25 protein-coding genes are annotated in these 24304 nt (G+C 70.8%); 11 read left to right on the top strand and 14 right to left on the bottom strand.

From position 1 onward, the window contains the following. Nucleotides 1-181 precede the first annotated feature (181 nt). From ACYCO6_RS13245 to ACYCO6_RS13215, 7 genes are all read left to right on the top strand, one after another. A complete protein-coding gene (locus ACYCO6_RS13245; RefSeq protein ID WP_459772218.1) occupies nt 182-649 on the top strand; it encodes a peroxiredoxin in 468 nt (155 codons plus the stop codon). Between the two features lie 81 nt (nt 650-730). Continuing rightward, entirely contained in the window at nt 731-1942 is a 1212-nt protein-coding gene (locus tag ACYCO6_RS13240) for a M23 family metallopeptidase (RefSeq protein WP_459772217.1), read from the top strand. Nucleotides 1943-1999: 57 nt separating this feature from the next. Further along, the gene (locus tag ACYCO6_RS13235; RefSeq protein ID WP_459772216.1) at nt 2000-2296 is read left to right on the top strand and encodes a hypothetical protein; all 297 of its coding nucleotides are present in this window, start codon (nt 2000-2002) and stop codon (nt 2294-2296) included. A 120-nt stretch (nt 2297-2416) separates the two neighbouring features. After that, nucleotides 2417-2758, top strand: coding sequence for a hypothetical protein (locus ACYCO6_RS13230; RefSeq protein WP_459772215.1), 342 nt, complete (start codon nt 2417-2419; stop codon nt 2756-2758). Between the two features lie 120 nt (nt 2759-2878). Then, entirely contained in the window at nt 2879-3730 is an 852-nt protein-coding gene (locus tag ACYCO6_RS13225) for a DUF1206 domain-containing protein (RefSeq protein WP_459772214.1), read from the top strand. Between the two features lie 90 nt (nt 3731-3820). After that, entirely contained in the window at nt 3821-3979 is a 159-nt protein-coding gene (locus ACYCO6_RS13220; RefSeq protein ID WP_459772213.1) for a hypothetical protein, read from the top strand. Nucleotides 3980-4078: 99 nt separating this feature from the next. Beyond that, nucleotides 4079-6079: an SDR family NAD(P)-dependent oxidoreductase gene (locus tag ACYCO6_RS13215; RefSeq protein ID WP_459772212.1), complete on the top strand. Its 2001-nt coding sequence runs from the start codon at nt 4079-4081 to the stop codon at nt 6077-6079. Nucleotides 6080-6263: 184 nt separating this feature from the next. On the opposite strand, the gene ACYCO6_RS13210 is transcribed toward ACYCO6_RS13215, so the two are convergent. From ACYCO6_RS13210 to ACYCO6_RS13200, 3 genes are all read right to left on the bottom strand, one after another. Next, complete coding sequence (locus ACYCO6_RS13210; protein ID WP_459772211.1) at nt 6264-7184, bottom strand: NAD-dependent epimerase/dehydratase family protein; 921 nt, start codon at nt 7182-7184, stop codon at nt 6264-6266. Further along, the gene (locus ACYCO6_RS13205) at nt 7181-8218 is read right to left on the bottom strand and encodes an MraY family glycosyltransferase (RefSeq protein WP_459772210.1); all 1038 of its coding nucleotides are present in this window, start codon (nt 8216-8218) and stop codon (nt 7181-7183) included. The genes ACYCO6_RS13210 and ACYCO6_RS13205 overlap by 4 nt, the downstream gene beginning before the upstream one ends. A 103-nt stretch (nt 8219-8321) precedes the next feature. Next, nucleotides 8322-10364, bottom strand: coding sequence for a protein meaA (locus tag ACYCO6_RS13200; RefSeq protein ID WP_459772209.1), 2043 nt, complete (start codon nt 10362-10364; stop codon nt 8322-8324). Nucleotides 10365-10880: 516 nt separating this feature from the next. Here ACYCO6_RS13200 and ccrA point away from each other — a divergent pair. Further along, nucleotides 10881-12164, top strand: coding sequence for a crotonyl-CoA carboxylase/reductase (ccrA, locus tag ACYCO6_RS13195; protein ID WP_459772208.1), 1284 nt, complete (start codon nt 10881-10883; stop codon nt 12162-12164). A gap of 173 nt (nt 12165-12337) precedes the next feature. Further along, nucleotides 12338-12637, top strand: a complete 300-nt coding sequence (locus ACYCO6_RS13190) for an alkylphosphonate utilization protein (RefSeq protein WP_459773558.1) — start codon at nt 12338-12340, stop codon at nt 12635-12637. Nucleotides 12638-12662: 25 nt separating this feature from the next. Here the strand turns inward: ACYCO6_RS13190 and ACYCO6_RS13185 are convergent, their stop codons facing one another. Then, nucleotides 12663-12839, bottom strand: a complete 177-nt coding sequence (locus ACYCO6_RS13185; RefSeq protein ID WP_459772207.1) for a hypothetical protein — start codon at nt 12837-12839, stop codon at nt 12663-12665. A gap of 209 nt (nt 12840-13048) precedes the next feature. Between ACYCO6_RS13185 and ACYCO6_RS13180 the strand changes: the two genes are divergently transcribed. Further along, entirely contained in the window at nt 13049-14473 is a 1425-nt protein-coding gene (locus ACYCO6_RS13180; RefSeq protein ID WP_459772206.1) for a serine protease family protein, read from the top strand. A gap of 102 nt (nt 14474-14575) precedes the next feature. Here the strand turns inward: ACYCO6_RS13180 and ACYCO6_RS13175 are convergent, their stop codons facing one another. The 10 genes from ACYCO6_RS13175 to ACYCO6_RS13130 form a co-directional block, all read right to left on the bottom strand. Beyond that, the gene (locus ACYCO6_RS13175) at nt 14576-14731 is read right to left on the bottom strand and encodes a DUF3309 domain-containing protein (protein WP_459772205.1); all 156 of its coding nucleotides are present in this window, start codon (nt 14729-14731) and stop codon (nt 14576-14578) included. A gap of 121 nt (nt 14732-14852) precedes the next feature. Beyond that, complete coding sequence (locus ACYCO6_RS13170) at nt 14853-15902, bottom strand: cysteine synthase A (protein WP_459772204.1); 1050 nt, start codon at nt 15900-15902, stop codon at nt 14853-14855. A 39-nt stretch (nt 15903-15941) separates the two neighbouring features. Next, nucleotides 15942-16925, bottom strand: coding sequence for a sulfate/molybdate ABC transporter ATP-binding protein (locus ACYCO6_RS13165; protein WP_459772203.1), 984 nt, complete (start codon nt 16923-16925; stop codon nt 15942-15944). Between the two features lie 58 nt (nt 16926-16983). After that, nucleotides 16984-17865, bottom strand: a complete 882-nt coding sequence (cysW, locus tag ACYCO6_RS13160) for a sulfate ABC transporter permease subunit CysW (protein ID WP_459772202.1) — start codon at nt 17863-17865, stop codon at nt 16984-16986. After that, entirely contained in the window at nt 17858-18712 is an 855-nt protein-coding gene (cysT, locus tag ACYCO6_RS13155) for a sulfate ABC transporter permease subunit CysT (RefSeq protein WP_459772201.1), read from the bottom strand. The genes cysW and cysT overlap by 8 nt, the downstream gene beginning before the upstream one ends. Nucleotides 18713-18723: 11 nt before the next feature. After that, entirely contained in the window at nt 18724-19761 is a 1038-nt protein-coding gene (locus tag ACYCO6_RS13150) for a sulfate ABC transporter substrate-binding protein (RefSeq protein WP_459772200.1), read from the bottom strand. A gap of 424 nt (nt 19762-20185) precedes the next feature. Further along, nucleotides 20186-20371: a hypothetical protein gene (locus tag ACYCO6_RS13145; protein ID WP_459772199.1), complete on the bottom strand. Its 186-nt coding sequence runs from the start codon at nt 20369-20371 to the stop codon at nt 20186-20188. Between the two features lie 464 nt (nt 20372-20835). Further along, a complete protein-coding gene (locus tag ACYCO6_RS13140) occupies nt 20836-21183 on the bottom strand; it encodes a hypothetical protein (protein WP_459773556.1) in 348 nt (115 codons plus the stop codon). Between the two features lie 199 nt (nt 21184-21382). Continuing rightward, nucleotides 21383-21868, bottom strand: coding sequence for an SRPBCC family protein (locus ACYCO6_RS13135; protein ID WP_459772198.1), 486 nt, complete (start codon nt 21866-21868; stop codon nt 21383-21385). A 201-nt stretch (nt 21869-22069) separates the two neighbouring features. Continuing rightward, entirely contained in the window at nt 22070-22708 is a 639-nt protein-coding gene (locus ACYCO6_RS13130) for a L,D-transpeptidase (protein WP_459772197.1), read from the bottom strand. Nucleotides 22709-22960: 252 nt separating this feature from the next. Here ACYCO6_RS13130 and ACYCO6_RS13125 point away from each other — a divergent pair, with 252 nt between their 5' ends. Continuing rightward, nucleotides 22961-24253 carry an ArgE/DapE family deacylase gene (locus ACYCO6_RS13125; RefSeq protein WP_459772196.1) on the top strand — a complete coding sequence of 431 codons (1293 nt, stop codon included), beginning with the start codon at nt 22961-22963 and terminating at the stop codon, nt 24251-24253. Nucleotides 24254-24304 lie beyond the last annotated feature (51 nt).

Genomic DNA, 24304 nt, shown 5'->3' with positions numbered 1-24304 from the left:
GGGACCCTTGTTCCGGGGGCTCTGCGCGCGGGCCGTCAGGCGCCGCGGCCGGTGGATCGAAGCGCGCCCGCGCTTTACAGCGGCCGCGACTCCGGTTTTGGCTCGGACGTGCCCGGTGCAACTTTGTGCTGCCCGGCACGCAATCGATTGCACATCATCAATCGGCCGAAAGGAAGGCACGATGTCCTTGTCCGAGGGTGACTTCGCCCCCGATTTCGACCTGCCCGCCTCTGCGGGAGGGCGCGTCGGCCTGTCGGCGCTCAGGGGTCACAAAATCGTGCTCTATTTCTACCCGAAGGACGACACGAGCGGCTGCACCCTGGAGGCACAGGACTTCAATGGTCTCCTGCCGGCCTTCGCGGAGGCCGACACGAAGGTCATCGGTCTCTCGCCCGACCCGGTGAAGAGCCATGACAAGTTCTGCGGCAAATATGGTCTCTCCTTCCCGCTGGCCTCGGACGAGGACAAGAGCGTGCTCGAGGCCTACGGCGTCTGGGTCGAGAAAAGCATGTACGGGCGCAAGTACATGGGCGTGGAGCGCACCACCGTGCTGGTCGACCGCGAGGGACGCATCGCGAAGATCTGGCCGAAGGTGAAGGTGCCGGGCCATGCCGAGGCGGTGCTCGAAGCGGCGCGCGCGCTCCCCTGACCGGACCGACTTGCATCGCGGACCCGCGACGGATCTTTAACCTTACTGAGGACTGAATACGGCTCCCGCGAAGCCGTCCCGATGCACGCTCCGAAGATCCTCACGCGTTTCATCCCGCGCCGGCCCACGCCCTGGCTCGCCGCCGGCTTCGCCCTCGCGCTCCTCTGGGCGCTCGGGGCCTCCTACCTGGTCGTGTTCCACGACGACGTGCTCGCCGGGTTCGTGGCTCGCCAGGGCGCCATGCGGGACGCCTACGAGACGCGGCTCGCCGAGCTGCGGGACCTGCTGGACCGCGACCGGCGCGACCTGGCCGGGACCGCGGAGAGCTTGGCCGACCGGGTCTCGGCGGCGTTGGAGCGTCAGGCCGAGCTGGAGCGGCGCACGGCGGCCCTGGCGGCTCTCGAACGGCAGGGCCTGACCGATTCGATCGCCACCGGCGCGCTGCCGCCGCGCCCCGATGCGGTTCAGGACGAGGCCGGCGACGGGCTCCTCCTGCGCCCATCGGACGGGGCCGCCCCGTTCCGGTCCGCCACCCGGCCCCTCCCCCGCCGGAGCGCACGCGATGCCGAGACCGGGCTGATCCGCCTGGAGGCGCGCCTCGACGGCCTGCAGGCCGCCCAGGGCGAGCGCCTCGCCCGTCTGGCCGCCCGGGCCGGGGACGAAGTCCGGCGGCTGCGCGGCCTGATCGGCCGCACCGGTCTCGACCTCGGGCGATTCGAGGCCCCGACACCGTCCGCGGGCGTCGGTGGACCGCTGGTTCCGCTCGCCCCCCGTACACTGGACGGAAGCGGGTTCGACGCCGGCCTGGCGCTGGCTCGCCGGGCGCTCGGCGACGGCGAGCGCCTGCGCCGGCTCGCCGCGGCGCTGCCGCTGGGCCGGCCGATCCGGGGCGAGGCGGCCGTGTCGAGTCCATTTGGCGCGCGCCTCGACCCGTTCACCCGCGGGCTCGCCCTGCACACGGGCCTCGACCTGAAAGCGGATTACGGTGAGCCCGCCCGCGCCACCGCACCCGGTCGGGTGATCGCCGCGGAGCCCGCAGGCGGCTATGGCAACATGGTCGAGATCGACCACGGCCACGGCCTGACCACCCGGTTCGGCCATCTCGCCCGTATCGCCGTGCGCCCGGGCCAGCGTGTTGCGGCGGGCGACGTGATCGGCTCCGTCGGCTCGACCGGACGCTCTACGGGGGCGCATCTGCACTACGAGACCCGCATCGACGGCGAGCCGATCGACCCGCAGCGCTTCCTGGATGCCGGCGCGGTGCTGGCGACGGCGCAGCTCGGAGCCGACTGAGCCCGTCGCGGCGATCCTCCGGCCTGTGCTATCATCGAATCGCGATCGGAGGCCGGCATGGCATGGGCCGCGAAGCGCGACGCGTCCATGAGCGTCGCCGAATACAGGCGCTGGGCGGAGACGCGTCCGGAGCACGAGCGCTGGGAGCTGCTCGACGGCGCGCCGGTGCTCATGCCGCCGCCGCGGGAGCGGCATCAGCGGATCGGCATGAATCCAGCGGGACGGCTCGATTCCCTGGCAGGGCCGCGGGGGGCGGTCCTGCCGATCGTCCATTCCGACGAGGCGCGAGTCGAGGTCTGCGGCGCGGAGGGGACGACTGGGGCGTGGCGGCATTCCGGTTCGACGGTTCCGTGACGCTCCCGGAGCTTGATGGCGCCGTGCCGGTGGGCGACATCTATCGCGGTCTCACCTTCTGAGCCGCACCCGATCGCAACGGCCGGCTGTCCCGGCCCGGCAGAGCATCAAGGCATCGACTTGCCCCATTTCGAAGACTTCTACGCGGCCAAGCTGCGCGGCTCCCTCGGTGTGACGGACGCGGAATCGGTGCTTGACCTGCGCGGTGCCAATCGGGCCACCGCCGAGGCCTCGCTGAAGGACATGCTGGAGCGCAGCCGCTTCGCCAAGGGCAAGACCGTGGCGATCCGCCTCGATCCGCCGCCGGAGGGCGGCGGCGAGACCCTGTTCCAGCCGGCCGGGCGCCTGCTCCTCGACGCGAAACGGCGCGGCCTGATCGAGCGCCTGCAGACCCTCCCGGCCCAGGACGGGCTCGGCTTCTACGTGGCGCTCGCCGGCCGGACCGAGCGGACACCGATGTAGCGGTAGCCGGATCGTTGTGCCGGCAAGGGATCGAGTCCGGGCCGCTGGGCGTTGGCCGGTCCCGCTTGCCTGGATCCTGCCTGTGACGAACATCGAAGCCCACGCCTCCCGGGGTCGCCCATGAGGCAGCTCCCGGGCGGACGCAACACGATCGAGCGCATCGCCCGCCTCGGCTACGGCGCGCGCGGGGCGGTCTACATCGTGGTGGGCGCCTTGGCGCTGCTCGCGGCTCTCGGGCATGGGGGGCGGGCCGGCGACAGCAAGGATGCCCTGCGCTTCGTGCTCGCCGGGCCGTTCGGTGTGGTTCTGGTGGGGCTCATCGCGCTGGGCCTGCTCGGCTTCGCGCTCTGGCGCCTCGTCGAGGGGATCACGGATGCGGACCGGCGTGGTACCTCGGCCAAGGGGCTGGCGGTGCGCGGTGCCCACCTGATCAGTGCGGTGCTCTATCTCGGTCTCGCCGCGAGCGCCGCCTCGCTCAGCCTCGGCCTCGGGATGAGTGGCGGCGACGGCATGCACGACGGGACGGCTTGGCTTCTGGCCAAGCCCTTCGGCCGCTGGCTCGTGGCGCTCGGCGGCCTCGCGATCGTCGGAGGCGGATTCGGCTTCATCGGCAAGGCGTGGCGCGGTGACGTCACCGACCGGCTCGCCCTGGATGCCACGGCGCGCGAGCGCTGGGCCGGCCCGATCGGCCGCTTCGGCTACGCGGCGCGGGGCTTGGCGTTTCTGATCATCGGCGGGTTCCTCGTTGCGGCGGCGTGGCACCAGCGCTCCTCCGATGCCAAGGGGCTGGCCGAGGCCTTCGCGCTGCTGCGCGCCCAGCCCTATGGCTCGATTCTCCTCGGCCTCGTTGCGGCGGGCCACGCGGCCTTCGGAGCCTTCGGATTGATCCAGGCCCGCTACCGGCGCATCGACGCCCCGGATATCGACCGGGTCGACGACGCGGCGGGCGCCGCGGCCCGCGCACTGACCTGACAAGATTCGTTTGTAATCCGTCGCCCGCGCCCCAAGTAAAGGAGACCCTCCGCGCAATCCTGTGCCCTGGGCGACATTGCGGAGGTGACGATGGCACGGACCCTGATAACCGGTCGGGCCCAGACGGTGACGACCGAAGATTTCAACGAGCGCGTCCGGCTGCTGCTCGTCGACAAGGTTTATCCGCTCAAGGCGCGAGCCTACCAGAAGAATTTCAAGACCGGCTTCTCGGGCGCGATCGTGAAGTAGGGGACTGTCGGTCGCACGTCCGTGTGGCGCGCGGCGGCTGCCTCGCGTTGACAGGGCGGGTGCCGCGGCGGATACCCCCGCCACCCCATCCGGCACCCGATGCAGCAGCGCCTCTACAAGACCGCGGTGATGGTGGCCCACGACCTCGCGGCGACCGCTGCCGCCGTGGTGCTCACCTTCCTGTTCCGTTTTCAGGGCGGCATGCTCGCCGAGCGCCTGCACGCCCTGCCCCTGCTGCTGCCGCCGTTCCTGGTCTTCGCGGGACTCGTCTACGGCCACTTCCGGCTTTACCGGACCAAGTGGCGCTTCGCATCGCTGCAGGATCTCGCCGGGATCGTACGCGCGGCCAGCGTGCTGGCGCTGGCGCTGCTGGTGATCGACTGGGTCCTGGTCTCGTCCGACCTGTACGGGTTCTATTTCTTCGGCAAGATCGCGATCCTGCTCTACTGGGTCCTGCAGATCTTCTTCCTGGGCGGCACGCGTCTCGCCTTCCGCTACCTCAAGGACACCCGATCCCGGCAATCGAGCGCCCGGGCCGCCACCGTTCCGACCCTGCTGCTCGGGCGCGGGGCCGACATGGACGTGCTGATCCGGGCGATCGAGGCGGGATCGGTGAAGAAGCTGGCGCCCCGGGGCATCCTCTCGCCCCGGGCAGACGAGCGCGGCCAGTTCATGCGCGGCGTGCCCGTGCTCGGGGGCTTCCCGGATCTCGAACGGGTGGTGGCCGACCTCGGTACCCGGGGCGAGCCGGTGCGGCGGCTGGTCGCCGCGCCGAGCGCCCTCGTCCCGGAGGCCGCGCCCGACGACCTCATCGCCCGCGCCCGACGGCTCGGCCTGCCGCTGGCCCGTGTGGCCGGCCTCGGGGAGGGCGCGCAGGGGCCGGAACTGGCGCCCCTGGAAATCGAGGACCTGCTGCTGCGCCCGACGGTCGCCATCGACCGGGCGCGGCTGGAGGCGTTCCTCACCGGCCGCCGGGTGGTGGTGACGGGCGGCGGCGGCTCGATCGGCTCCGAGATCTGCCTGCGGGCCGTGGCCTTCGGGGCCGCCGCGGTTCTGGTGCTCGAATCCTCCGAGCCGGCGCTCCACGGCATCCTCAGCCATCCCGCGATCCTGGCCGCGGAGGCCGCGGTGACCGGCGTCCTGGCGGACATCCGCGACCGGGAGCGGACGCATCAGGTGATCATCGCGTTCAGGCCGGATTTCGTGCTGCATGCCGCCGCGCTGAAGCAGGTGCCCTACCTGGAGCGGGACTGGCAGGAGGGCATCAAGACCAACGTGTTCGGCTCGATCAACGTCGCCGAGGCGGCGGTGGCGGCGGGCGCCCGGGCCCTGGTGATGATCTCCACCGACAAGGCGATCGAGCCGGTCTCGCAGCTCGGCGTCACGAAGCGCTTCGCCGAGATGGTTGCTCAAGCCCTCGACGCCGAGCAATCCACCAGGCCGGACCACCCCACACGGCTGATCGCCGTGCGCTTCGGCAACGTGCTCGGCTCCGTGGGCTCCGTGGTGCCGGTGTTCAAGGCGCAGATCGCCCGCGGCGGCCCGGTCACGGTCACGCATCCCGATATGGTCCGCTACTTCATGACCGTGCGCGAGGCCTGCGACCTCGTGCTCACGGCCGCCTCGCACGCCGACGGCGAGGGGCGCGCCGTCGCGGAGTCCGAGCGTGCCGCGGTCTACGTGCTCAAGATGGGCCAGCCTGTGCGGATCGCGGATCTCGCCGAGCGGATGATCCGGTTGGCGGGGTTCGAGCCCGGCACCGAGATCGAGGTCGCCTTCACGGGCGCCCGGCCGGGGGAGCGGCTCAACGAGATCCTGTTCGCCCGCGAGGAGCCGCGCGTGGCCCTGCCGGGCATCGACGGGGTGATGGCGGCCCGGCCGGTCTTCGCCGACCGGGTGCGGCTCGATGGCTGGGTGTCGCAGCTGCGGTCCGTCGTGGCGGCGGGCGACCGGGGGGCCGCCGAGGCGGTATTCGAGGCGGCGGTGCCGCATTTCCGGGAGCGCGCGGCGCAGCGGGCGGAGCGCGTGCCGGCGGCGGCCGATGGGGCTACGGCCGAGGGGCCGCCGCTTGCCAGAGTAACACCCGCGGTCATTGGCTGATGCGTTCGGCCGTCCCGGTCGACGGCCTGCGTCATCCCATCCATCCCCCATCCTGAAGTGCTGCGACGCAGTCTCGAAGGAGCCATCCAGAGAGCGCCGCGATCCCTGGAGGTCTCCTTCGAGGCCTCCGCTGCGCTCCGGCACCTCGGGATGAGCGGTGGATGGAAAGGCCGGTCCGGTGAACTCACGCTCCGTTGCGTGCCAGTCGCGCCAGCCCATCCCGGGTCGATCCGGCCGGCCGCCAGCCGAGCGCCGCGAGGCCGTCGGCGCGGGCCACCAGCCCCTCCGCGATGCGGGTGAACTGGGCCTCCCGCCCGGTCATGCGGCAGGCCAGCTTGAGCAGCCCGGCCGGCACCGGCATCAGCCCCGGGCCGCGGCCGAGTCCCTGGCGCAAGGCCGCGATCATCTCGGGCAGGCTCAGCGGGTCCGGATCGGCCGCGATGAGGGCCCGATTCAACGGGGCTGGTGCCCGCAGCACCGCATCCACGGCGCCTGACAGGCTCTCCAGCGCGATCAGCGATCGCCGCGCGGCGAGGCCGCCCAGCGGCAGCGGATAGGGGCTGCGGGCGAGCCGCAGGAGTGCGGCCATGTTGCCCTTCACCCCCGCCCCGTAGACCAGCACCGGGCGGAGCGCGACCCAATCGAGCCCGGTCTCGGCCAGCGCCCGCTCAGCCTCCAGCTTGGAGCGGCCGTAGGCATCGGTGGGCCGGGCGGGATCGCCCTCCCCGACCACGCCCGGTGCGCTCGCGCCGACCTGGGCGCGGATCGAGGACAGGAACACGAATCGGCGCACCTTCGCCCGGGCCGCCGCCTCCGCGAGCTTACGCGTCGCCTCGGTGTTGAGGGTGCGGTAATCGTCCTCGGGGGCGCCCGACATCGCGTGGGCGAGGCCGGCCGAATGCACCACCGCGTCGACGCCGGCCAGCGCGGCCGCCATGTTGATCGGGCGGGTCAGGTCGCCGACCACCGCGCTCGCGGCCCCCTCGGGAAGGGCCGTCGGGCGGCGCAGCAGCACCCGGACCCGGAAGCCGCGGGCCGTGAGATCGGCGAGCAGGTGGCGGCCGATGAATCCGGTCGCCCCGGTGAGCGCGATGAGTCCGGTCACGGCTGAGCGGCACCTTCGGCTGGGGCCCGCGCCGGGGCGCGGGCGAAGCGGCGGAGCAGGGCGGCGACCAGGGCGAGCCCGGCTGCCAGGGCCGCGAGGGTGACCGGCCAGGACGGCCAAAGCAAGGTCGCGGCGGCGAGCGCCGCCAGCGCGCAGTTCACCCCGAACACCCGCGTCACGATGCCCGGGACGCTCAGGCCGTTGAGGGTGGCTCGTTGGTAGTAGTGCCCCCGATGCGCCTCCCAGACCCGCTCGCCCCGGGCGGCGCGGGCGATGAGCGTCAGGCTGGCATCGGCGAGGTAGACGAGCGGCAGCAGCAGGGCGGCCGCGAAGCCGCCCGCCAGGGCGAGCTGGCAGAGCAGCCAAGCGGTGACGAGCCCGATCGGCAGCGAGCCGACATCTCCGAGAAAGAGTCTCGCGACCGGACGGTTGAACGGCGCGAAGCCCAGCACTGCCCCCAGGAGGCAGGCCGCCACCAGCGCCGGCAGCGGCGGCAGGGAACCGGCGAGGCCGAGCAGCATCAGGGCGCTGGCCACCGGAACGGTCTCGGCCACCGTCATCCAGTCGAGCCCGTCCATGAAGTTCGTCAGGTTCACGAACCACACGCCGGCGAGCAGGGCGAGGCCGCGCTCGAGCCAGAGAGGGGTCCCGGGCAGGAGCCGCCCGTCGAGGTGCCAGACCAGCAGGCCGACCGCCACGGCGTGCACGGCGAATCGGAACGCGGCCGGCAGGGGGCGCACGTCGTCCACGGCGCCGAGCACCGCCAGGGCCAGCGTGCAGCCGGCGAGCCAGAGCCAGTCCGGCCGGCCGCCGATCTCGGGGGCCGCGATGAGAAGGCCCGAGACCGTGACCACCGCCGTCACCACGGCGATCCCACCCCCCTGGGGTGTCGGCACGGTGTGGCTGGAGCGGGCGTTCGGCCGAGCCAGGGCGTAGCGCTGCAGGAACGGGCGCAGGCGCAGGATCAGCCCGGCCGACAGGGCCGCGGCGAACGGGACGGCGAGGAGGATGATCGTAGACAGCGCGGACGGCATCGCGCCGTCCTACGCGATCCCGCGGGTGATCGTGAGGGGGATCAGCCGGGGGGGCGCCGCGTACCTGCCGCGACACCCCGGATGCGGGACCCGGACCGCCGGCTCAGTAGACCTGCGCTCCCTCATGGGGGCGATCCGACGCGCCGTTCCGACGGTCCAGGCTCTTCTCCACGACCTTGGCGAGCCCGACCATGATCTGGTCGATGGCGTAGTCCTTCGGCGTGTAGACGGCGCGCACGCCCATGTTCTTGAGGACCAGTTCGTCCTCGGGCGAGATGATGCCGCCGACCACGACGGGAACGTGATCGAGCCCTGCCTCCCGCATCTTGGCCCGGACCTCGCGCACCAGCGGCACGTGGCTCCCCGACAGGATCGACAGGCCGACCACGTGGGCGCCGGTCTCCTTCGCCTTGGCGACGATCTCGGCCGGCGTCTGGCGGATGCCGTCGTAGGTAACGTCGAAGCCGACATCCCGGGCGCGGAGCGCGATCTGCTCGGCGCCGTTGGAATGTCCGTCGAGGCCGGGCTTGCCGACCACGAGCTTCGGCGTCTCGCCCAACCGCTCGCCGAGATCGGCGATCAGGAGCTTGGCTTCCTCGGCCGCCCCGCTGGAGACCGTCTCCACGGTGACGCCGGTGGGTGCCCGGTACTCGCCGAAGACCGCGCGCAGGCGCGCGCCCCACTCGCCGGTGGTGACCCCGGCCTTCGCGGCCGCGATCGAGGGCGGCATGATATTGGCGCCGGAACGCGCCGCCTGCTCGAGGGCGTCAAGGGCCTGGCCCACGGCGTTCTCGTCGCGGCGGCCGCGCCACTCGCGGATCCGGCTCTGCGCCTCCATCTCGACGGTCTCGGAGACGGAGAAGATCGCCCCCTCCCCGGCGGTGAGCGGTGACGGCTCGCCCTGCTGCCACTTGTTGACGCCGACGACGATCTGCTCGCCGGCCTCGATGGCCGAGATCCGCCGGGCATTGGACTCCACCAGCGCGCGCTTGAGCGCGCCGGTCTCGACGGCGGCGACCGCGCCGCCGATGCCGCCGATCCGCTCCAGCTCGGCGCGGGTCTGCGCCTTCAGCTCCTCGACCTTGGCCTCAATCACGTGGCTGCCGTCGAAGATGTCGTCGTATTCGAGCAGGTCGGTCTCGAAGGCCAGGATCTGCTGCATGCGCATGGACCATTGCTGGTCCCACGGCCGCGGCAGGCCGAGCGCCTCGTTCCAGGCCGGGAGCTGCACCGCGCGGGCGCGGGCGCGCTTCGAGAGCGTCACGGCCAGCATCTCGATCAGGATGCGGTGGACGTTGTTCTCGGGCTGCTGCTCGGTGAGCCCCAGGGAATTCACCTGCACGCCGTAGCGGAAGATGCGCTTCTTCGGATCGTCGATGCCGTAGCGCTCCCGGGCGATCTCGTCCCAGAGCTCGGAGAACGCCCGCATCTTGCAGATCTCGGTGACGAACCGGAGCCCCGCATTCACGAAGAACGAGATCCGGCCGAACACCTCGGGGAAGCTCGCGGCGTCGAATTCGGGATCCTCGCGCACGGTGTCGAGCACCGCGATGGCGATGGCCAGCGCATAGGACAGCTCCTGGACCGGCGTCGCCCCCGCCTCCTGCAGGTGATAGGAGCAGACGTTCATCGGGTTCCACTTCGGCACGTTCTTGGTCGTGAACAGGATCACGTCCTTGGTGAGCCGGAGGGACGGCGCGGGCGGGAACACGTAGGTGCCGCGCGACAGGTACTCCTTGATGATGTCGTTCTGGGTCGTGCCCTGGAGGGCGGCGATCGGCGCGCCCTGCTCCTCGGCCACCGCGAGATAGAGCGCCAGCAGCCAGGGGGCCGTGGCGTTGATCGTCATCGAGGTGTTCATCTGGGCGAGCGGAATGTCCTGGAACAGGGTCCGCATGTCGCCGAGATGCGCGATCGAGACGCCGACCTTACCGACCTCGCCGCGGGACAGCTCGTGATCGGGATCGTAGCCCGTCTGGGTCGGCAGGTCGAAAGCGACCGAAAGACCGGTCTGGCCCTTGGCGAGGTTGCCCCGATAGAGCTTGTTGGACTCCGCCGCGGTCGAGTGCCCCGCATAGGTGCGGATGATCCACGGCTTGTCGCGGCTAGACTTGTCGCTCTTGGTCTCCGCGACGCTCGCGCCCATCCCTCGCCTCCATATGATCTTTCTATCCGCGCGCCGGGCGCAGCCTTGCGGGCACCGTAGCGAAGGCTTGGGCACGCGTCATCCGGGACAGAAGTGCAAGGGGGCCCTGGTGGGCCTCAAGCGGCGTTTAAAAAACTTGCCCGCCGGGACAGCCCGATTTGACGGAGGCGCCGATCCAGCCCGGCGCCCGCGTGCCAGCTCCGCTCACCGAAGGAGGCCTACATGAGGCCGGTCCGAAATCCTGCCTGGCCCCCTGGTATAAAGTCTACCGAGACTACGCCCGCGGAGTCGAGAAAGGTCTCGTGATCGACACCCGCAGGGCGGCCGCCGAATAATACTTGGTCTGCCGGAAAGGCGAATTTGAATACGCGGGCGCCGGCCGAGTGCGAGCGGCTTTTTCATGCCGGGAACGATCGGGTTTCGACTTTCGGCCCACTTGGACGGCTCGATCATCGCCGCTATAGCGCGGAAGAGAACCGCGGCCGTGAGAACCACGCGGGACGAGAGGAGAGCGAGATGGCTGCGAGCACTGCGGTCCCCACGAACGGGGAGGTCAAGGACCTCTACGAGATGGGCGAAATCCCGCCGCTGGGTCATGTGCCGGCCAAGATGTATGCCTGGGCGATCCGGCGCGAGCGCCACGGACCCCCGGAACAGTCCCACCAGCTCGAAGTGCTGCCGGTCTGGGAGATCGGCGACGACGAGGTGCTGGTCTACGTCATGGCGGCGGGCGTCAACTACAACGGCGTCTGGGCCGGCCTCGGCGAGCCGATCTCGCCGTTCGACGTGCACAAGGGCGAGTATCACATCGCCGGTTCGGACGCGTCCGGTATCGTCTGGAAGGTCGGCGCCAAGGTGAAGCGCTGGAAGGTCGGCGACGAAGTCATCGTCCACTGCAACCAGGATGACGGCGACGATGAGGAGTGCAACGGCGGCGACCCGATGTTCTCGCCGACCCAGCGGATCTGGGGCTACGAGACCGGGGACGGTTCCTTCGCGCAGTTCTGCCGGGTGCAGTCGCGCCAGCTGATGCACCGCCCGAAGCACCTCACCTGGGAGGAGGCTGCCTGCTACACGCTCACCCTCGCCACCGCCTACCGCATGCTGTTCGGCCACGCGCCGCACACGGTCCGGCCGGGCCAGAATGTGCTGATCTGGGGCGCCTCGGGCGGTCTCGGCGTGTTCGGCGTGCAGCTCTGCGCGGCCTCCGGCGCCAACGCCATCGCGGTGATCTCGGACGAGTCGAAGCGCGACTACGTGATGAGCCTCGGTGCCAAGGGCGTCATCAACCGCAAGGACTACAATTGCTGGGGGCAACTCCCGAAGGTGAACAGCCCTGAGTTCCACGCCTGGACCAAGGAGGCGCGGAAGTTCGGCAAGGCGATCTGGGACATCACCGGCAAGCAGGACGTCGACATCGTCTTCGAGCATCCCGGCGAGGCGACCTTCCCGGTCTCGGCGCTGGTGGTAAAGCGCGGCGGCATGGTGGTGTTCTGCGCCGGCACGACCGGCTTCAACATCACCTTCGACGCCCGCTACGTCTGGATGCGGCAGAAGCGCATCCAGGGCTCGCACTTCGCCCACCTCAAGCAGGCCTCGGCGGCGAACCAGTTCGTGCTCGACCAGCGCATCGACCCGTGTATGAGCGAGGTGTTCCCCTGGGACAAGATTCCCCAGGCCCACACCAAGATGTGGAAGAACCAGCATCCGCCGGGCAACATGGCCTGCCTGGTCAACTCCCCGCGCGCCGGCCTGCGCACGGTCGAGGACGTGATCGAGGCCGGCCCGCTGAAGCGGTAAGGCGCTCGGTCGGGCCGGCCCCACCGCTCTCGCGCGGGGCCGGTCCGATCGGTTAAGCTCGGGGCGTCCCGCGCCGACTCCGCGACGAGTTCGATGCGCCGGGACGCGCGCGGATGACGGGCCTGCGAGATCCTGACCGGACCCGGCCCCGATCCGAACCGGGGGCTCAGGATTTGAACGGCGACGACGAGGCTTACGTCTACGACGAGGCGACGGGCGAGTGGCTCCCGCCCGGGGCGGCGGGCGCGGCTCCCGAGAAGGCGGCGGTCCGCGACGCAGCCGGCAACGTCCTCGCCGACGGCGATTCGGTGACGCTGATCAAGGACCTGAAGGTCAAGGGCGCGAACCAGACCCTGAAGCAGGGCACGGTCATCCGGTCGATCCGGCTCACGGACGACCCGGAGGAGATCGACTGCCGCCACGACACCATCAAGGGCTTGGTCCTGCGCACCGAGTTCGTGCGGAAGCGCTGATCCGAGGGTGCGGCGGCGCTGTGCCCTACCGGCGCCGCGTCTCGTCCTGCGGCAGGTGGCGGCCGTAGGCCTCCTGCTTCTCGGCGCGCTCCCGGATCAGGTCGGCATAGGCCTGCCGCATCTCGGGAGAGACGCTGACGCTCTTGCCCTTCGAGGGCTTGCGCTTGGGCGCCTTCTTGAAGGTGTTGCTGCTGTCGCTCATGCCGGGCTCCGCGTCGGACCATGGCGGCATCGCATGGCCGCAAGGCCGAATCGGGCGCCCGGCCGCCGCCGGAGGCCGGACCCCTGCCCTGTAGCGCATCGCGCGCGCAGGTGCACGGCGGCACGACAGCGCTCAAAGCCGAGCGGGGCTTTCATCTGGCTTGCGATAGAGGGCTCTGCCAGGATCGGTCCCGCAGGTCGGGGGGCGTAATGGATTCGCGTGAGTCGTCGCCGAGCGGGTTCTCGCGGGGATCGCCTCCCTACGGCCGGCGCACGGCCCTCCTCGTCGCCCTTCTCGTCACAGCCGGGGGCGCGCGCGCCCAGGATCGTCCGGTGCCGCCCCGCCCCGGCGCGAAGGAGCCACCGGCCGCCGAAGCGCCCGCCGATCCCGCCTTCGCGGGCACCAAGACGGCCTTCGAGGCGCTGCCCGAGGCGGAGCGCAAGGCGATCCAGGACGCGCTGGTCTGGACCGGCGATTTCAACGCCATGGCCTCGGGCGCGTTCGGGCGCCGGACCTTCGAGGCGCTGGCGGCCTACCGGGCCCGGACCGGCGGAGCCGATCCCCTCGATCCCCACGGGCGGGCGGCGCTGCTGGCCGCCGGTGCGGCGGCCAAGGCGGCGGCGCGCTTCCGGGTTGCCGCCGATCCCGGTACCGGCGCCGTGATCGGCGTGCCCGAGCGCCTGCTCGCAAAACGCACCGCCCTCCCCTCGGGGACCCGCTGGCAGAGCCAGGACGGGCGCGTGACCCTGGAGACCCGTGCGTTTCCGCCGGGGAGCGAAACCCTCGATGCCCTGTACGAGAAGGCCACGGCGCCGCTTCCCAGCCGCAAGGTCACCTACAAGCTGAGGCGGCCGGATACCCTGGTGGTCACCGCCGAGACAGGGGCCGGGCTGTCCTACACCCGGTACAATGCCGGGCCCCAGGGCGTGCGCGGTTTCCTGATCGGCTACGACCGGCAATCGGCGCCGGAGGTCAACCGCTTGGTGATCGCGATCGCAAATGCCTTCGAGCCTTTTCCCGCGCCCGCCCCGCCCCCGCCTGCGGCCGCAGCGCCGCCCGAAGCGGACGCCCCGGTCGCGGAATCCGCCGTCGCATCCGCGTCGGTTGCGGGGACCGGTCTTGCCGTGGCGCCGGGCCGCGTCCTCACGGCCGCGGCCGCGCTGGAGGGCTGCGGCGCGCCGCGGATCGGCGGCGCGCCGGCCCGGATGCTCGCCGGCGATCCGTCCGGGCTGGCGCTCTTGGAGGCGCCCGGCGCCCCTGCCCCCGTCCGGCCCCCTGCGCGGACCGAGCCGGTCACGGCCGAGGACGGCCTGATCGCCCTGGCGCCGGGCGGTGAGGGCGTTTCGGCCGCCCCGGTGAGCGCAGTGTCGGATGGTGTGGTCGGGCCGCTTCAGCTTGGATCGGCCGGCGCGCCCGTGCTCGATCGATCCGGGCGGATTGTCGGGCTCGTCGCCCGTTACCCGACGATGCCGCGCCTGATCGCCGGCGTCGTGCCGCCGCTTCGCGTGCCGCTGGTGCCGGCGGAGGCGGTCTCGGCCTTCCTCGCCGCACAGCGCGTCGCCGACGCGAAGCCGCTGTGGGATGGCGGCCCCGGGGCGGTCGCGCCGGCCATCGTGAGGATCCTATGCCGATAGAGCGCGCCGGCGAGATGGAGGCCGGTTCATCGGCGCCCGCGCGGGCCTGAAGCCGTGCCCGACGGCGACGCGATCGAGCACGGCGCGAACGGTCGGCGACGGTTACAGCCGGCCGGTGACCAGAAGCACGATCAGCACGATGAGCAGGATTCCGCCCAGGCCGAAGCCGGGGCCACGATACGCACCGCCGCCGTAGAAGCCGCCGCCGCCGAAGGCCAGGATGATCAGGATGATAAGCAGGATGGTGACGAGGGACATGGATCGGCTCTCCGAACGGTCGCGCTGGTGCGAGCGTGACCGTTCAAACGCTGCGACAATCCGTTCCGTTCAACGCAAAGCCACGCTTTTGCGCGGAAAGTGCCGGATGACCGCCCGGGCCTCAGGCGTGCCAGTCCGGTAGCGCGCCCTCCGGCTCCGTGAGCCAGTTCGGCACCGGTAACCCGCGCTCGGCGAGGAAGGCCGGGTTGAACAGCTTCGAGGCGTAGCGCGCCGCCCCGTCGCACAGGATCGTCACCACCGTGTGGCCGGGCCCCAGCTCCCGGGCCAGCCGAACCGCCCCGGCGACGTTGATGCCGGACGAGCCGCCGAGCGACAGCCCCTCCTCCCGCATCAGGCCGAAGACGGTGTCGAGGGCCTCGCGGTCGGGGATACGGAAGGCGCGGTCGGGCGTGAAGCCCTCGAGATTCTTCGTGATGCGGCCCTGGCCGATTCCCTCCGTGATCGAGGAGCCCTCGGCCTTCAGCGTGCCGGTGGTGTAGTGCGCGTAGAGGGCCGAGCCCTCCGGATCGGAGAGCGCGATCCGCACCTGCGGGTTCCGGGCGCGCAGGGCCGCGGCGGTGCCTGCCAGGGTGCCGCCGGTTCCGGCCGCGCAGACGAAGCCGTCGACCCGGCCCCCGGTCTGGTCCCAGATCTCGGGGCCGGTCCCCTCCACGTGGGCCTGCCGGTTGGCGACGTTGTCGAACTGGTCGGCGAAGAAGGCGCCTTCCGGCTGCGTGGCGGCGAGCTTCTCCGCCAGCCGCCGGGCCACGTGGACGTAGTTGTTGGGATTGGCGAAGGGCACGGCCGGAACCTCGACCAGCCGGGCGCCGGCGAGCCGCAGGGTCTGCTTCTTCTCCTCGGACTGGGTGACCGGGATGACGATCAGCGTCCGGTAGCCGCGCACGGAGGCCACCAGGGCGAGGCCGATGCCGGTATTGCCGGCGGTGCCTTCCACGATGGTGCCGCCCGGCCGGATCAGGCCGCGCGCCTCCGCGTCCCGCACGATCGAGAGCGCGGCGCGGTCCTTCACGGACAGACCGGGGTTCAGGAACTCGGCCTTGCCGAGAATCTCGCAGCCAGTCTCCTCGGAGGCCCGGCGCAGCCGGATCAGCGGCGTTCGGCCGATGGCGGACAGGACATCCGGGAGGACGGTGCGATTCGATGCGGTCATGAGCGAGAGCCTAGGCGGGTGCGCGGCGGCTGACGAGCCTTACCCGAACACGTGCCCGCCGTTGATCCGCAGGCCCACCGGGTGTCCGGGGGCGTAGCGGACGCCGTCGAAATCCTCCACGGCCAGCACGCGCCCCTCGGCGTCGACCACCTCGATCCGCTGGCGCCCCTGGCTGCGGTACGAACTGCGCACGATGCCGGAGAGGTGTGCGGCTTCGGGCTCGGCGAGCTGCAGCTGCCAGGGCCGCACGTAGAGCTTGACCGGACCGATGATCCCGGCGGGCGCGACCACCGGCGCCTCCCGGCCCCGCACCAGAACCCGACCCCCCTCGGCGATGGCCTCGACCTCGACGGAATCGCCGAGGAACTTCGTGACCGTGGCGGAGGCCGGGTGCTCCTGCACCTCGTCCGGCGTGCCGACCTGCTCCAGCCGGCCGCGGTCCAGCACCGCCACGCGGTCGGACAGTTCCAGCGCCTCGTCCTGGTCGTGGGTCACGAAGATCGTGGTCTGGCCGGTGCGGTCGTGGATCTCGCGCAGCCAGCGGCGGAGATCCTTGCGGACCTGGGCGTCGAGCGCCCCGAAGGGCTCGTCGAGAAGCAGGACCCGCGGCTCGACGGCGAGCGCCCGGGCCAGCGCCACGCGCTGGCGCTGGCCGCCCGAGAGCTGCGACGGGTAGCGATCGCCGAAGCCCGAGAGCCGGATCAGGTCGAGCAGGTCGCCGACCCGGCGGCGGATCTCGGCCTTGGCCGGCCGGTCCGCCCGGCGCCGCGCGTTCAGCCCGTAGGCGATGTTGTCGGCGACGCTCATGTGCTTGAACAGGGCGTAGTGCTGGAACACGAAGCCCACGGCTCGCTCCTGCACGGCGAGCCTGGTCGCATCGTCGTCCCCGAACAGGATGCGGCCCCGATCCGGTGCGTCGAGCCCGGCGATGATGCGCAACAGCGTCGTCTTGCCGGAGCCCGAAGGCCCCAGCAGGCCGATCAACTCGCCCGCCCGCACGTCGAGGGAGAGGTCGTGCAGCACCGCCGCCGTATCGAAGGTCTTGGAAACTGCCTCGACGCGGATTGCCGTGGAGGGCCGCTCAGTGAGCCCGGCCGCCCGCGAGGTCGCCTGCGAAGCGCCATTCGAGGACGGATTTGAGGACGAGGGTGATGAGGGCAAGGACGGCGAGGAGCGAAGCGACCGCGAAGGCGGCGACGAAATTGTACTCATTGTAGAGGATCTCCACGTGGAGCGGGATGGTGTTGGTCAGGCCGCGGATGTGGCCCGACACCACCGACACCGCCCCGAACTCGCCCATCGCCCGGGCATTGCAGAGGAGCACGCTGTAGAGCAGGCCCCAGCGGATGTTGGGCAGCGTCACCGTGCGGAACGCGTGCAGGCCCGAGGCGCCCAGCGTCAGCGCCGCCTCCTCCTCGGCGGTGCCCTGCTCCTGCATCAGCGGGATCAGCTCGCGGGCGACGAACGGGAAGGTCACGAACACCGTCGCCAGCACGATCCCCGGCAGCGCGAACAGGATCTGGACGCCGTGGTCGATGAGCCAGGTGCCGAACAGGCCCTGGGAGCCGAACAGCAGCACGTAGATCATCCCCGAGACCACCGGCGAGACCGAGAACGGCAGGTCGATGAGGGTGATCAGCAGCGACTTGCCGGGGAACTCGAACTTGGCGATCGCCCAGGAGGCCGCCAGCCCGAACACCACGTTGAACGGCACCGCGATCGCCGCCACCGTCAGCGTCAGGCGGATCGCGCTCCAGGCGTCGGGCTCCCGGAACGCGTCCAGGAAGGCGTCGATTCCCTTCGAGAAGGCCTGGATGAACACCGCGAACAGCGGCAGAACCAGGAACAGCGCCAGGAAGGCCACGGCGATCCCGATCAGGACGGCGCGGACGACGGCGCCCTCCGAGGCGACCGGTCCCGGCTTGGCGGCCGGCACGAAGGCGGGCGAGAAGATCTCAGACATAGCCGAACCGCCGCCGTGACCAGGCCTGGATGAGGTTGATGGCGAGCAGCGTCAGGAACGAGATCCCGAGCATGATCGTGGCGATGGCGGCCGCGCCGCCGTAGTCGAACTCGGAGAGCTTGATGACGATCAGCAGCGGCGCGATCTCCGACACGTAGGGCAGGTTACCGGCGATGAAGATGATCGAGCCGTACTCGCCGACCCCCCGGGCGAAGGCCAGCGCGAAGCCGGTGAGCACCGCCGGGATCAGGGGCGGCAGCACCACCTTGGTCAGGGTCGCGAGGCGGCTGGCCCCGAGCGTGGCGGAGGCCTCCTCGATCTCCTTGTCGATCTCGGCGATCAGCGGCTGCACGGTCCGCACCGCGAAGGGCAGACCGATGAACACCATGGCGATAAAGATGCCCACCGGCGTGTAGGCCGCCTGGATGCCGAGGCGGGCGAGCGGCGCGCCCAGCAGCCCGTCCGGGGCGTAGAGCGAGGCCAGCGCGATGCCGGCGACCGCCGTGGGCAGCGCGAAGGGCAGATCGACGGCGGCGTCGACGAGCTTGCGGCCCGGGAAGCGGTAGCGGGTCAGGACCCAGGCCACCAGGAAGCCGAAGGCCGAGGCGACGAGCGCCGCGATGGCCGAGACGCCGAAGCTGATCCGCAGGGCGCTCGCCACCCGCGGATCGGTGGCGACCTCCCAGATGCCCGACAGGCCGAGTCCCGACGCCTTCACCACCAGCCCGGCCAGCGGCAGCAGGACGATCAGGCCGAGGCAGGTCAGCGTGTAGCCGAAGCTGATCCCGAAGCCCGGGATCACGCTCGGTCGGCGGAAGGTGCGCCTGCGGCGCGGCGTCTCGACCATGGTTCTACACCTCAGCGGCCGGCGCGGCTCAGGCGGTCGAACAGGCCGCCGGCATCGAAGTTCCGCTTCTGGATCGCGTCCCAGGAGCCCTGCAGATCCTCGATCTTGAACAGCTTGATGTCGGGGAGCTGCGCGAGGTCGGCCTGCGCGGCCGCCTCCCGGCGGATCGGGCGGTAATGGTGCTTGGCGAAGATCGCCTGGGCGCGGTCGGTGTAGAGAAAATCGAGATAGGCCTGCGCGGCCTTCGTCGTTCCTTTGCGTTCGGCATTGGCGACCACAAGGGCCGCCGGCGGCTCCGCGTAGATTGAGGTGGGCGGCGAGACGATGTCGAACTTGTCGGCGCCGAATTCCTGAAGCACGAGGTAGGCCTCGTTCTCCCAGGTGGGGAGCACGTCGCCGAGTCCGCGCTGCGCGAAGGTCACCGTCGAGCCGCGGGCCCCGGTGTCGAGCACCGGCACGTTCTTATAGACCTGCCCGACGAAGGCGTCGGCCTTGGCGGCATCCTTGTCCTGGCCGTAGGCGTAGCCCCAGGCGGCCAGGAAGTTCCAGCGCCCCCCTGCCGAGGTCTTCGGGTTCGGGGTGATCACCTTCACGTCGGGCTTGATCAGGTCGGCCCAGTCCTTGATGCCCTTCGGATTGCCCTTGCGGACGAGGAACACCACCGTCGAGGTATAGGGTACGCCCTCGTTCGGCAGCTTGCTGCGCCAATCCTCCGGGATCTTGCGGGTGAGCTTGGCGATGGCGTCGATGTCGGAGGGGATGCCGAGCGTGACCACATCGGCGTCGACGCCGTCGATCACCGTCCGCGCCTGCGCACCCGAGCCCCCGTGCGAGGCCCGCACCATGATCGCTTCGCCGGTCTTGGCCTTCCATTCCTCTGCGAAGGCCGCGTTGATCTCCCGGTAGAGTTCGCGGGTCGGATCATACGAGACATTGAGGAGCGCGGTCTCGGCCGTTGCCGGCAGCACGCAGCCCCACAGGCCGGCACCGGCCAGCAGAGACAGCCCGATCGCCCGGGCCATTCGGCCGCGACCTGCAGCGTTCTTCATCACGTCCGATCCCCAGCAATCCGCGGTTGCGACGCAGGGGCTGGCGCCCCCTTGGATCCGGGAAATCGTTCGTTTTATCGAACGAAGTCAAGCCTCAGGCGCTGGATCGCGTGGCGCAGCAGCGGGTGCAGGATCGACAGAATCCGCTGGAACGCAAGTTATGTCAGGGGTGTAGCGCGTGAGAATGCATGGATCTTCTCCCGGGCTGCTCCGGCGTAGAAGAAACTCAGCACCTTCGAGGGTTTCTCAGAACGAACAATCTTCTGTGTGCTGGCGCACATATTCGGACGCGACGGCGTTGCCATGAGACCACTTGGCTGGCGGCAGTTCGCTCCGGCGGTGACCGGCCCGTCGCTCTCTGAGAGCGCACCGGTTCCGCGTCGAAGCGGCAGGGGCTCGGTCTGGTCGCTCCTCGCGGCTCGGCTCAGCGTTTCTGCTTCGCGAGTTGGGCAGCCAGGGCTTCGATGCGCGGGTTGGCCGGCGCCGACAGCGTATCGGCGTAGAGCGCGCGCAGGTTCTGGCCGAGGTGGCGACGGATGTCGGCGCTCAGGGGCGGTGTGCCCGTCGCCGGTTCGGCCCCGGAGGGACGCTCTGGATGCGGTTTCGACATGACCGGAACACCCTCGCATCGACCTGCAGAGAGCCTTGCAAGGTTTAGTTAACGAGTCGTCACCGCGTTCAATGCAGGGCCCGCATTCCCATACTCGGCGGTTGCTGGACCGGTCGATAAAGCCCATGACGATTCACAGCGACATCCGGGACCGCGATTCCCGCCTCCTGCACCACGCCGAGTCCGGCGCGCCGGGCTGAACCTGCTGTTCGTGATCCAGGCCGGGCTGCCGCGGGGCATCCGATACGGGCGACGACACCGCGGCTGGTTCGACACATCCAACGCGCACCCTCATCCTGAGGTGCCCGCGTCGGAGAGGCCTTCAGGGATCGCAGGGGTGACCGGAGGCCACCCTCGAGGCCTCCGCTGCGCTCCGGCGCCTCAGGATGAGGGTGCGGGTTCGAGGGCACCGAGAGGACCGGAAAACGCTGTCCTCATACGCGGGTGGAGCCGAAAGGTCCCGCTCAGCGGTAGCCGTACCGGCTCTTGGCGGCGGCCAGCAGGTGCAGGGCTTCGCCGGACTTGCCGGCCGAACATTCCGCGGCGGCGTGGGCGAGGTCGGCGTTGAAGCGATCGCCCACCGGCTTGTTGAGGTTGCCGGTCGCCACGTCGCTGTCGACGATCGCCTTGGTCCGCGCGATCTCCGGGCCGCAGCCGCTGCCCGTGGGCAGGGCCATCGGGGCCGGGACGACGGGCGAGGGCTCCGCGACCGCGGGCGCGGCGGCGCGCTGCTGGCAGGCGCCGAGCGCCGCGACGGCGAGGACGGCGAGGCTGAGGCGCATCGGAAGACGGGACGCGGGCACGGCGATCATCCTGTTGGGGCGCACGGGCTGCGCCGCCGGGGTTTTGAGCCGAGCTTGGCAGTGGGTCAATCGCCGCCGCGGCATGCCGACGGAGCGCAGGACGCGGGGCGGCGGACGCAGAGACTGCGTGATTCCGATAGCGTCTCAAAGGTTTGGCGCGCGCTGCTGCCATCAGGAATTAGCAGCGCGCTCCGATTCGTGACGGCCTCTACTTCGCCTTGTCGGCGAGCGCCTTCAGGCCGGAATCGTAGATCCCCTGGATTGCGTCGGTGGCGACCGTATCCGGCGCGCCCTTGGCGTTGAAGGTCCCGGTCCAGGTCACCTTCGAACCCGACCCGTCGGGGGCGACCGACAGCGTCGACTTGTAGTCGGAGACCGGCAGGGGGCTCTCCAGGATCGTGTAGGTGTAGCTCATCACCTTGTCGTCGCGGGAGACCTGCTCCTCCTTGATGGTGCCGCCGCCCTTCAGGCTGAGGGTGCGGACCTTCATGCCGTCCTTTTCGGACAGGGCGCATTTCTCCACCGCCGGGTGCCAGTCGCCGATGCCGCAGAACTCGCCGATCGTCTGCCAGACCTTGGCCGGGGGCGCGGCGATGTTGGCCGAGCGCGTGACCTCCAGAGCGTAGCCCGGCACGGTGGCCGCGGCGAGCGCCAGGGCGGCGAGAGGAAGGGACCGGCAGAAAGCGAAGGGCATCTCGGGGGTGTCTCCATCCGTCTAAGATCGCAGCGTCGGCTGCGCGGGCTCTGTGGCCGCGGGGGAGCTAGGCCGAGAGGCGCTGTTCGGCAATGGGTTGCGACCGCGGAGCGTGACGTCCGCGCTCAGACGACGCGATCCATGATCGTCTGAGCGTAGGGGTTCGGGGTGGCGCTAATCAGCCGGTACACGCGGGACCGCCTACCAGCTGTCCATCTCGTCCGCGTCGGCCGGATAGCCGTAGCCCGCGGCCGGCGCGTAGGCCGGCCGAGCGGCGGGCCGGTAATAGGCCGGCAGTGAGCGCCGACCCATCTGGTCGCTGTCCGCCAGCAGGTCGTCCGACCCGTAGGGGCGGCGGTGACGGGCGACGCGGAAGCCGCGTTGTCCGCGCTCCGCCACCGGGGCATCCGCGCCCTCGATCACCACGCGGGTGCGGCCCATGCCCTCGGCCTTGACCAGGTTGAACAGGGTCGCGGCGTTGCGCACCGACAGGCGCACGCAGCCATGCGAGGCCGCCCGCCCGAGGCTGCGGACGTGGTTGGTGCCGTGAATGGCGTGGCCCTGGCCCGTGAAGAACATCGCGAAGGGCATGGGCGCGTCGTCCCACTCCTTCGAGAAATGCGTCCGCTCCATCCGGAACGGGCGGTAGGACCCGGACGGGGTGTCGTAGCTCTCGACGCCCGTGGAGACGGGCCAGGAATAGCGGGGCTGCCCGTCGACCGAGACCTCCATGCGCTGCGCGCCCTTGTCGACGCTGACGAGCACGTCCGCGCTGGCCGCGCCCGGAGCGGCGGCCCACAGGAGGATGCCGGACAGGACCGAGATCAGACCGATACGCATGCATGACTCCGACTGGGAAACCGCGACGGTTTTCGACAGGCTAAGCCGGTGACGACAGCGCGGTTCCGGCCGGTCCCGGCGCTGCGTAGTCACGCTTTGCTGAGCGGTCGCCCGGGGCGCCGTGACGCGTCGCGCAGAAGATCTGCCGCGAGACGCCGGGACTTCGGCACGAACGATGCCCTCGACAACCGCCGGTTGACAGCTGCCCGGGCCCGGGCGCTTCCTCCCGGCCGCAACCGGTTCGGAGTTCCCATGGCCCTCGACCCCACCCTCGCCGCCGAGATCGAGGCCTCCGTGGCGGAGGGCTTTTCCGATCAGGTCGCCCACACGCAGGCGCTGGTCCGGTTCGCCTCCCTGCGGGGCGAGGAGCATGCCTGCCAGGACTACGTGTTCGAGCAGTTCCGCGCTCGCGGCTACGCCACCGAGCGCTTCGCCATGGACCGCGCCGCCATCGCGGCGCATCCGGGGGGCTCGAAGATCGATGAGGCCCATCATTCGGATGCGCCGATCGTCGTCTGCCATCATCGGCCGAACACCGAGACCGGACGCTCCCTGATCCTGCAGGCCCATGTCGACGTGGTGCCGCCGGGGCCCCTCGACCTCTGGACCCATCGGCCCTTCGATCCGGTGATCGAGGGCGACTGGATGTACGGCCGCGGCGCCGGCGACATGAAGGCCGGGCATGCCGCCAACCTGTTCGCCCTCGACGCGCTGGCTCGCCTCGGCCTGCAGCCGGCGGCCTCCGTGACGGTGCAGTCCGTGGTCGAGGAGGAATCCACCGGCAACGGCGCCCTGATGACCCATCTGCGGGGCTACCGGGCTGACGCCGTTCTGATCCCGGAGCCCGAGGACGAGAAGCTCGTGCGCGCCAATACCGGCGTGCTCTGGTTCACCGTGGAGGTCCGGGGGGTGCCGGTCCACGTGCGCGAGATGGGGACCGGCGCCAACGCCATCGACGCCACCTACCGGGTGATCGGGGCGCTGCGCGCGGTCGAGGCCCGCTGGAACGCCGAGAAGGCCGCGCATCGCCACTTCGAGGGTGAGGACCACCCGATTAACCTCAATATCGGCCGGATCGAGGGCGGCGACTGGGCCTCGTCGGTCCCGGCCTGGTGCCGGATCCACTGCCGCATCGCGATCTACCCGGGCGTTTCGGCCGCGCAGGCCGCCGCCGAGATCGAGGCCGCCGTCTCCGACTTCGCGCGGCGCGACCCGTTCCTCGCCAACAGTCCGCCGCGGGTGGTGTTCAACGGCTTCTTCGCCGAGGGCTACGTGCTGGAGGAGGGCTCGGAGGCCGAGGCCGTGCTCGGCCGCGCCCACGAGCGGGCGGTCGGCTCACCGCTCCAGAGCTTCATGACGGCGGGCTATCTCGATACCCGCGTGCACGCCCTCTACGACCGGGTGCCGGCCCTCTGCTACGGCCCGACCTCCCAGAACATCCACGGCTTCGACGAGCGGGTGAGCCTCGCCTCGGTGAAGCGCTGCACCACCGCCATGGCGCTGTTCGTGGCCGAGTGGTGCGGTACGGAGCGCAAGGTCGCCTGATCCGCCGCCTTCGTCCTTGCAAGCGGGGCGAAGCAACCCGGGGCGGGTCGC

The sequence above is a fragment of the Methylobacterium sp. CM6257 genome (genome assembly GCF_054611515.1).
This window is presented reverse-complemented; position numbering and strand designations above follow the sequence as displayed.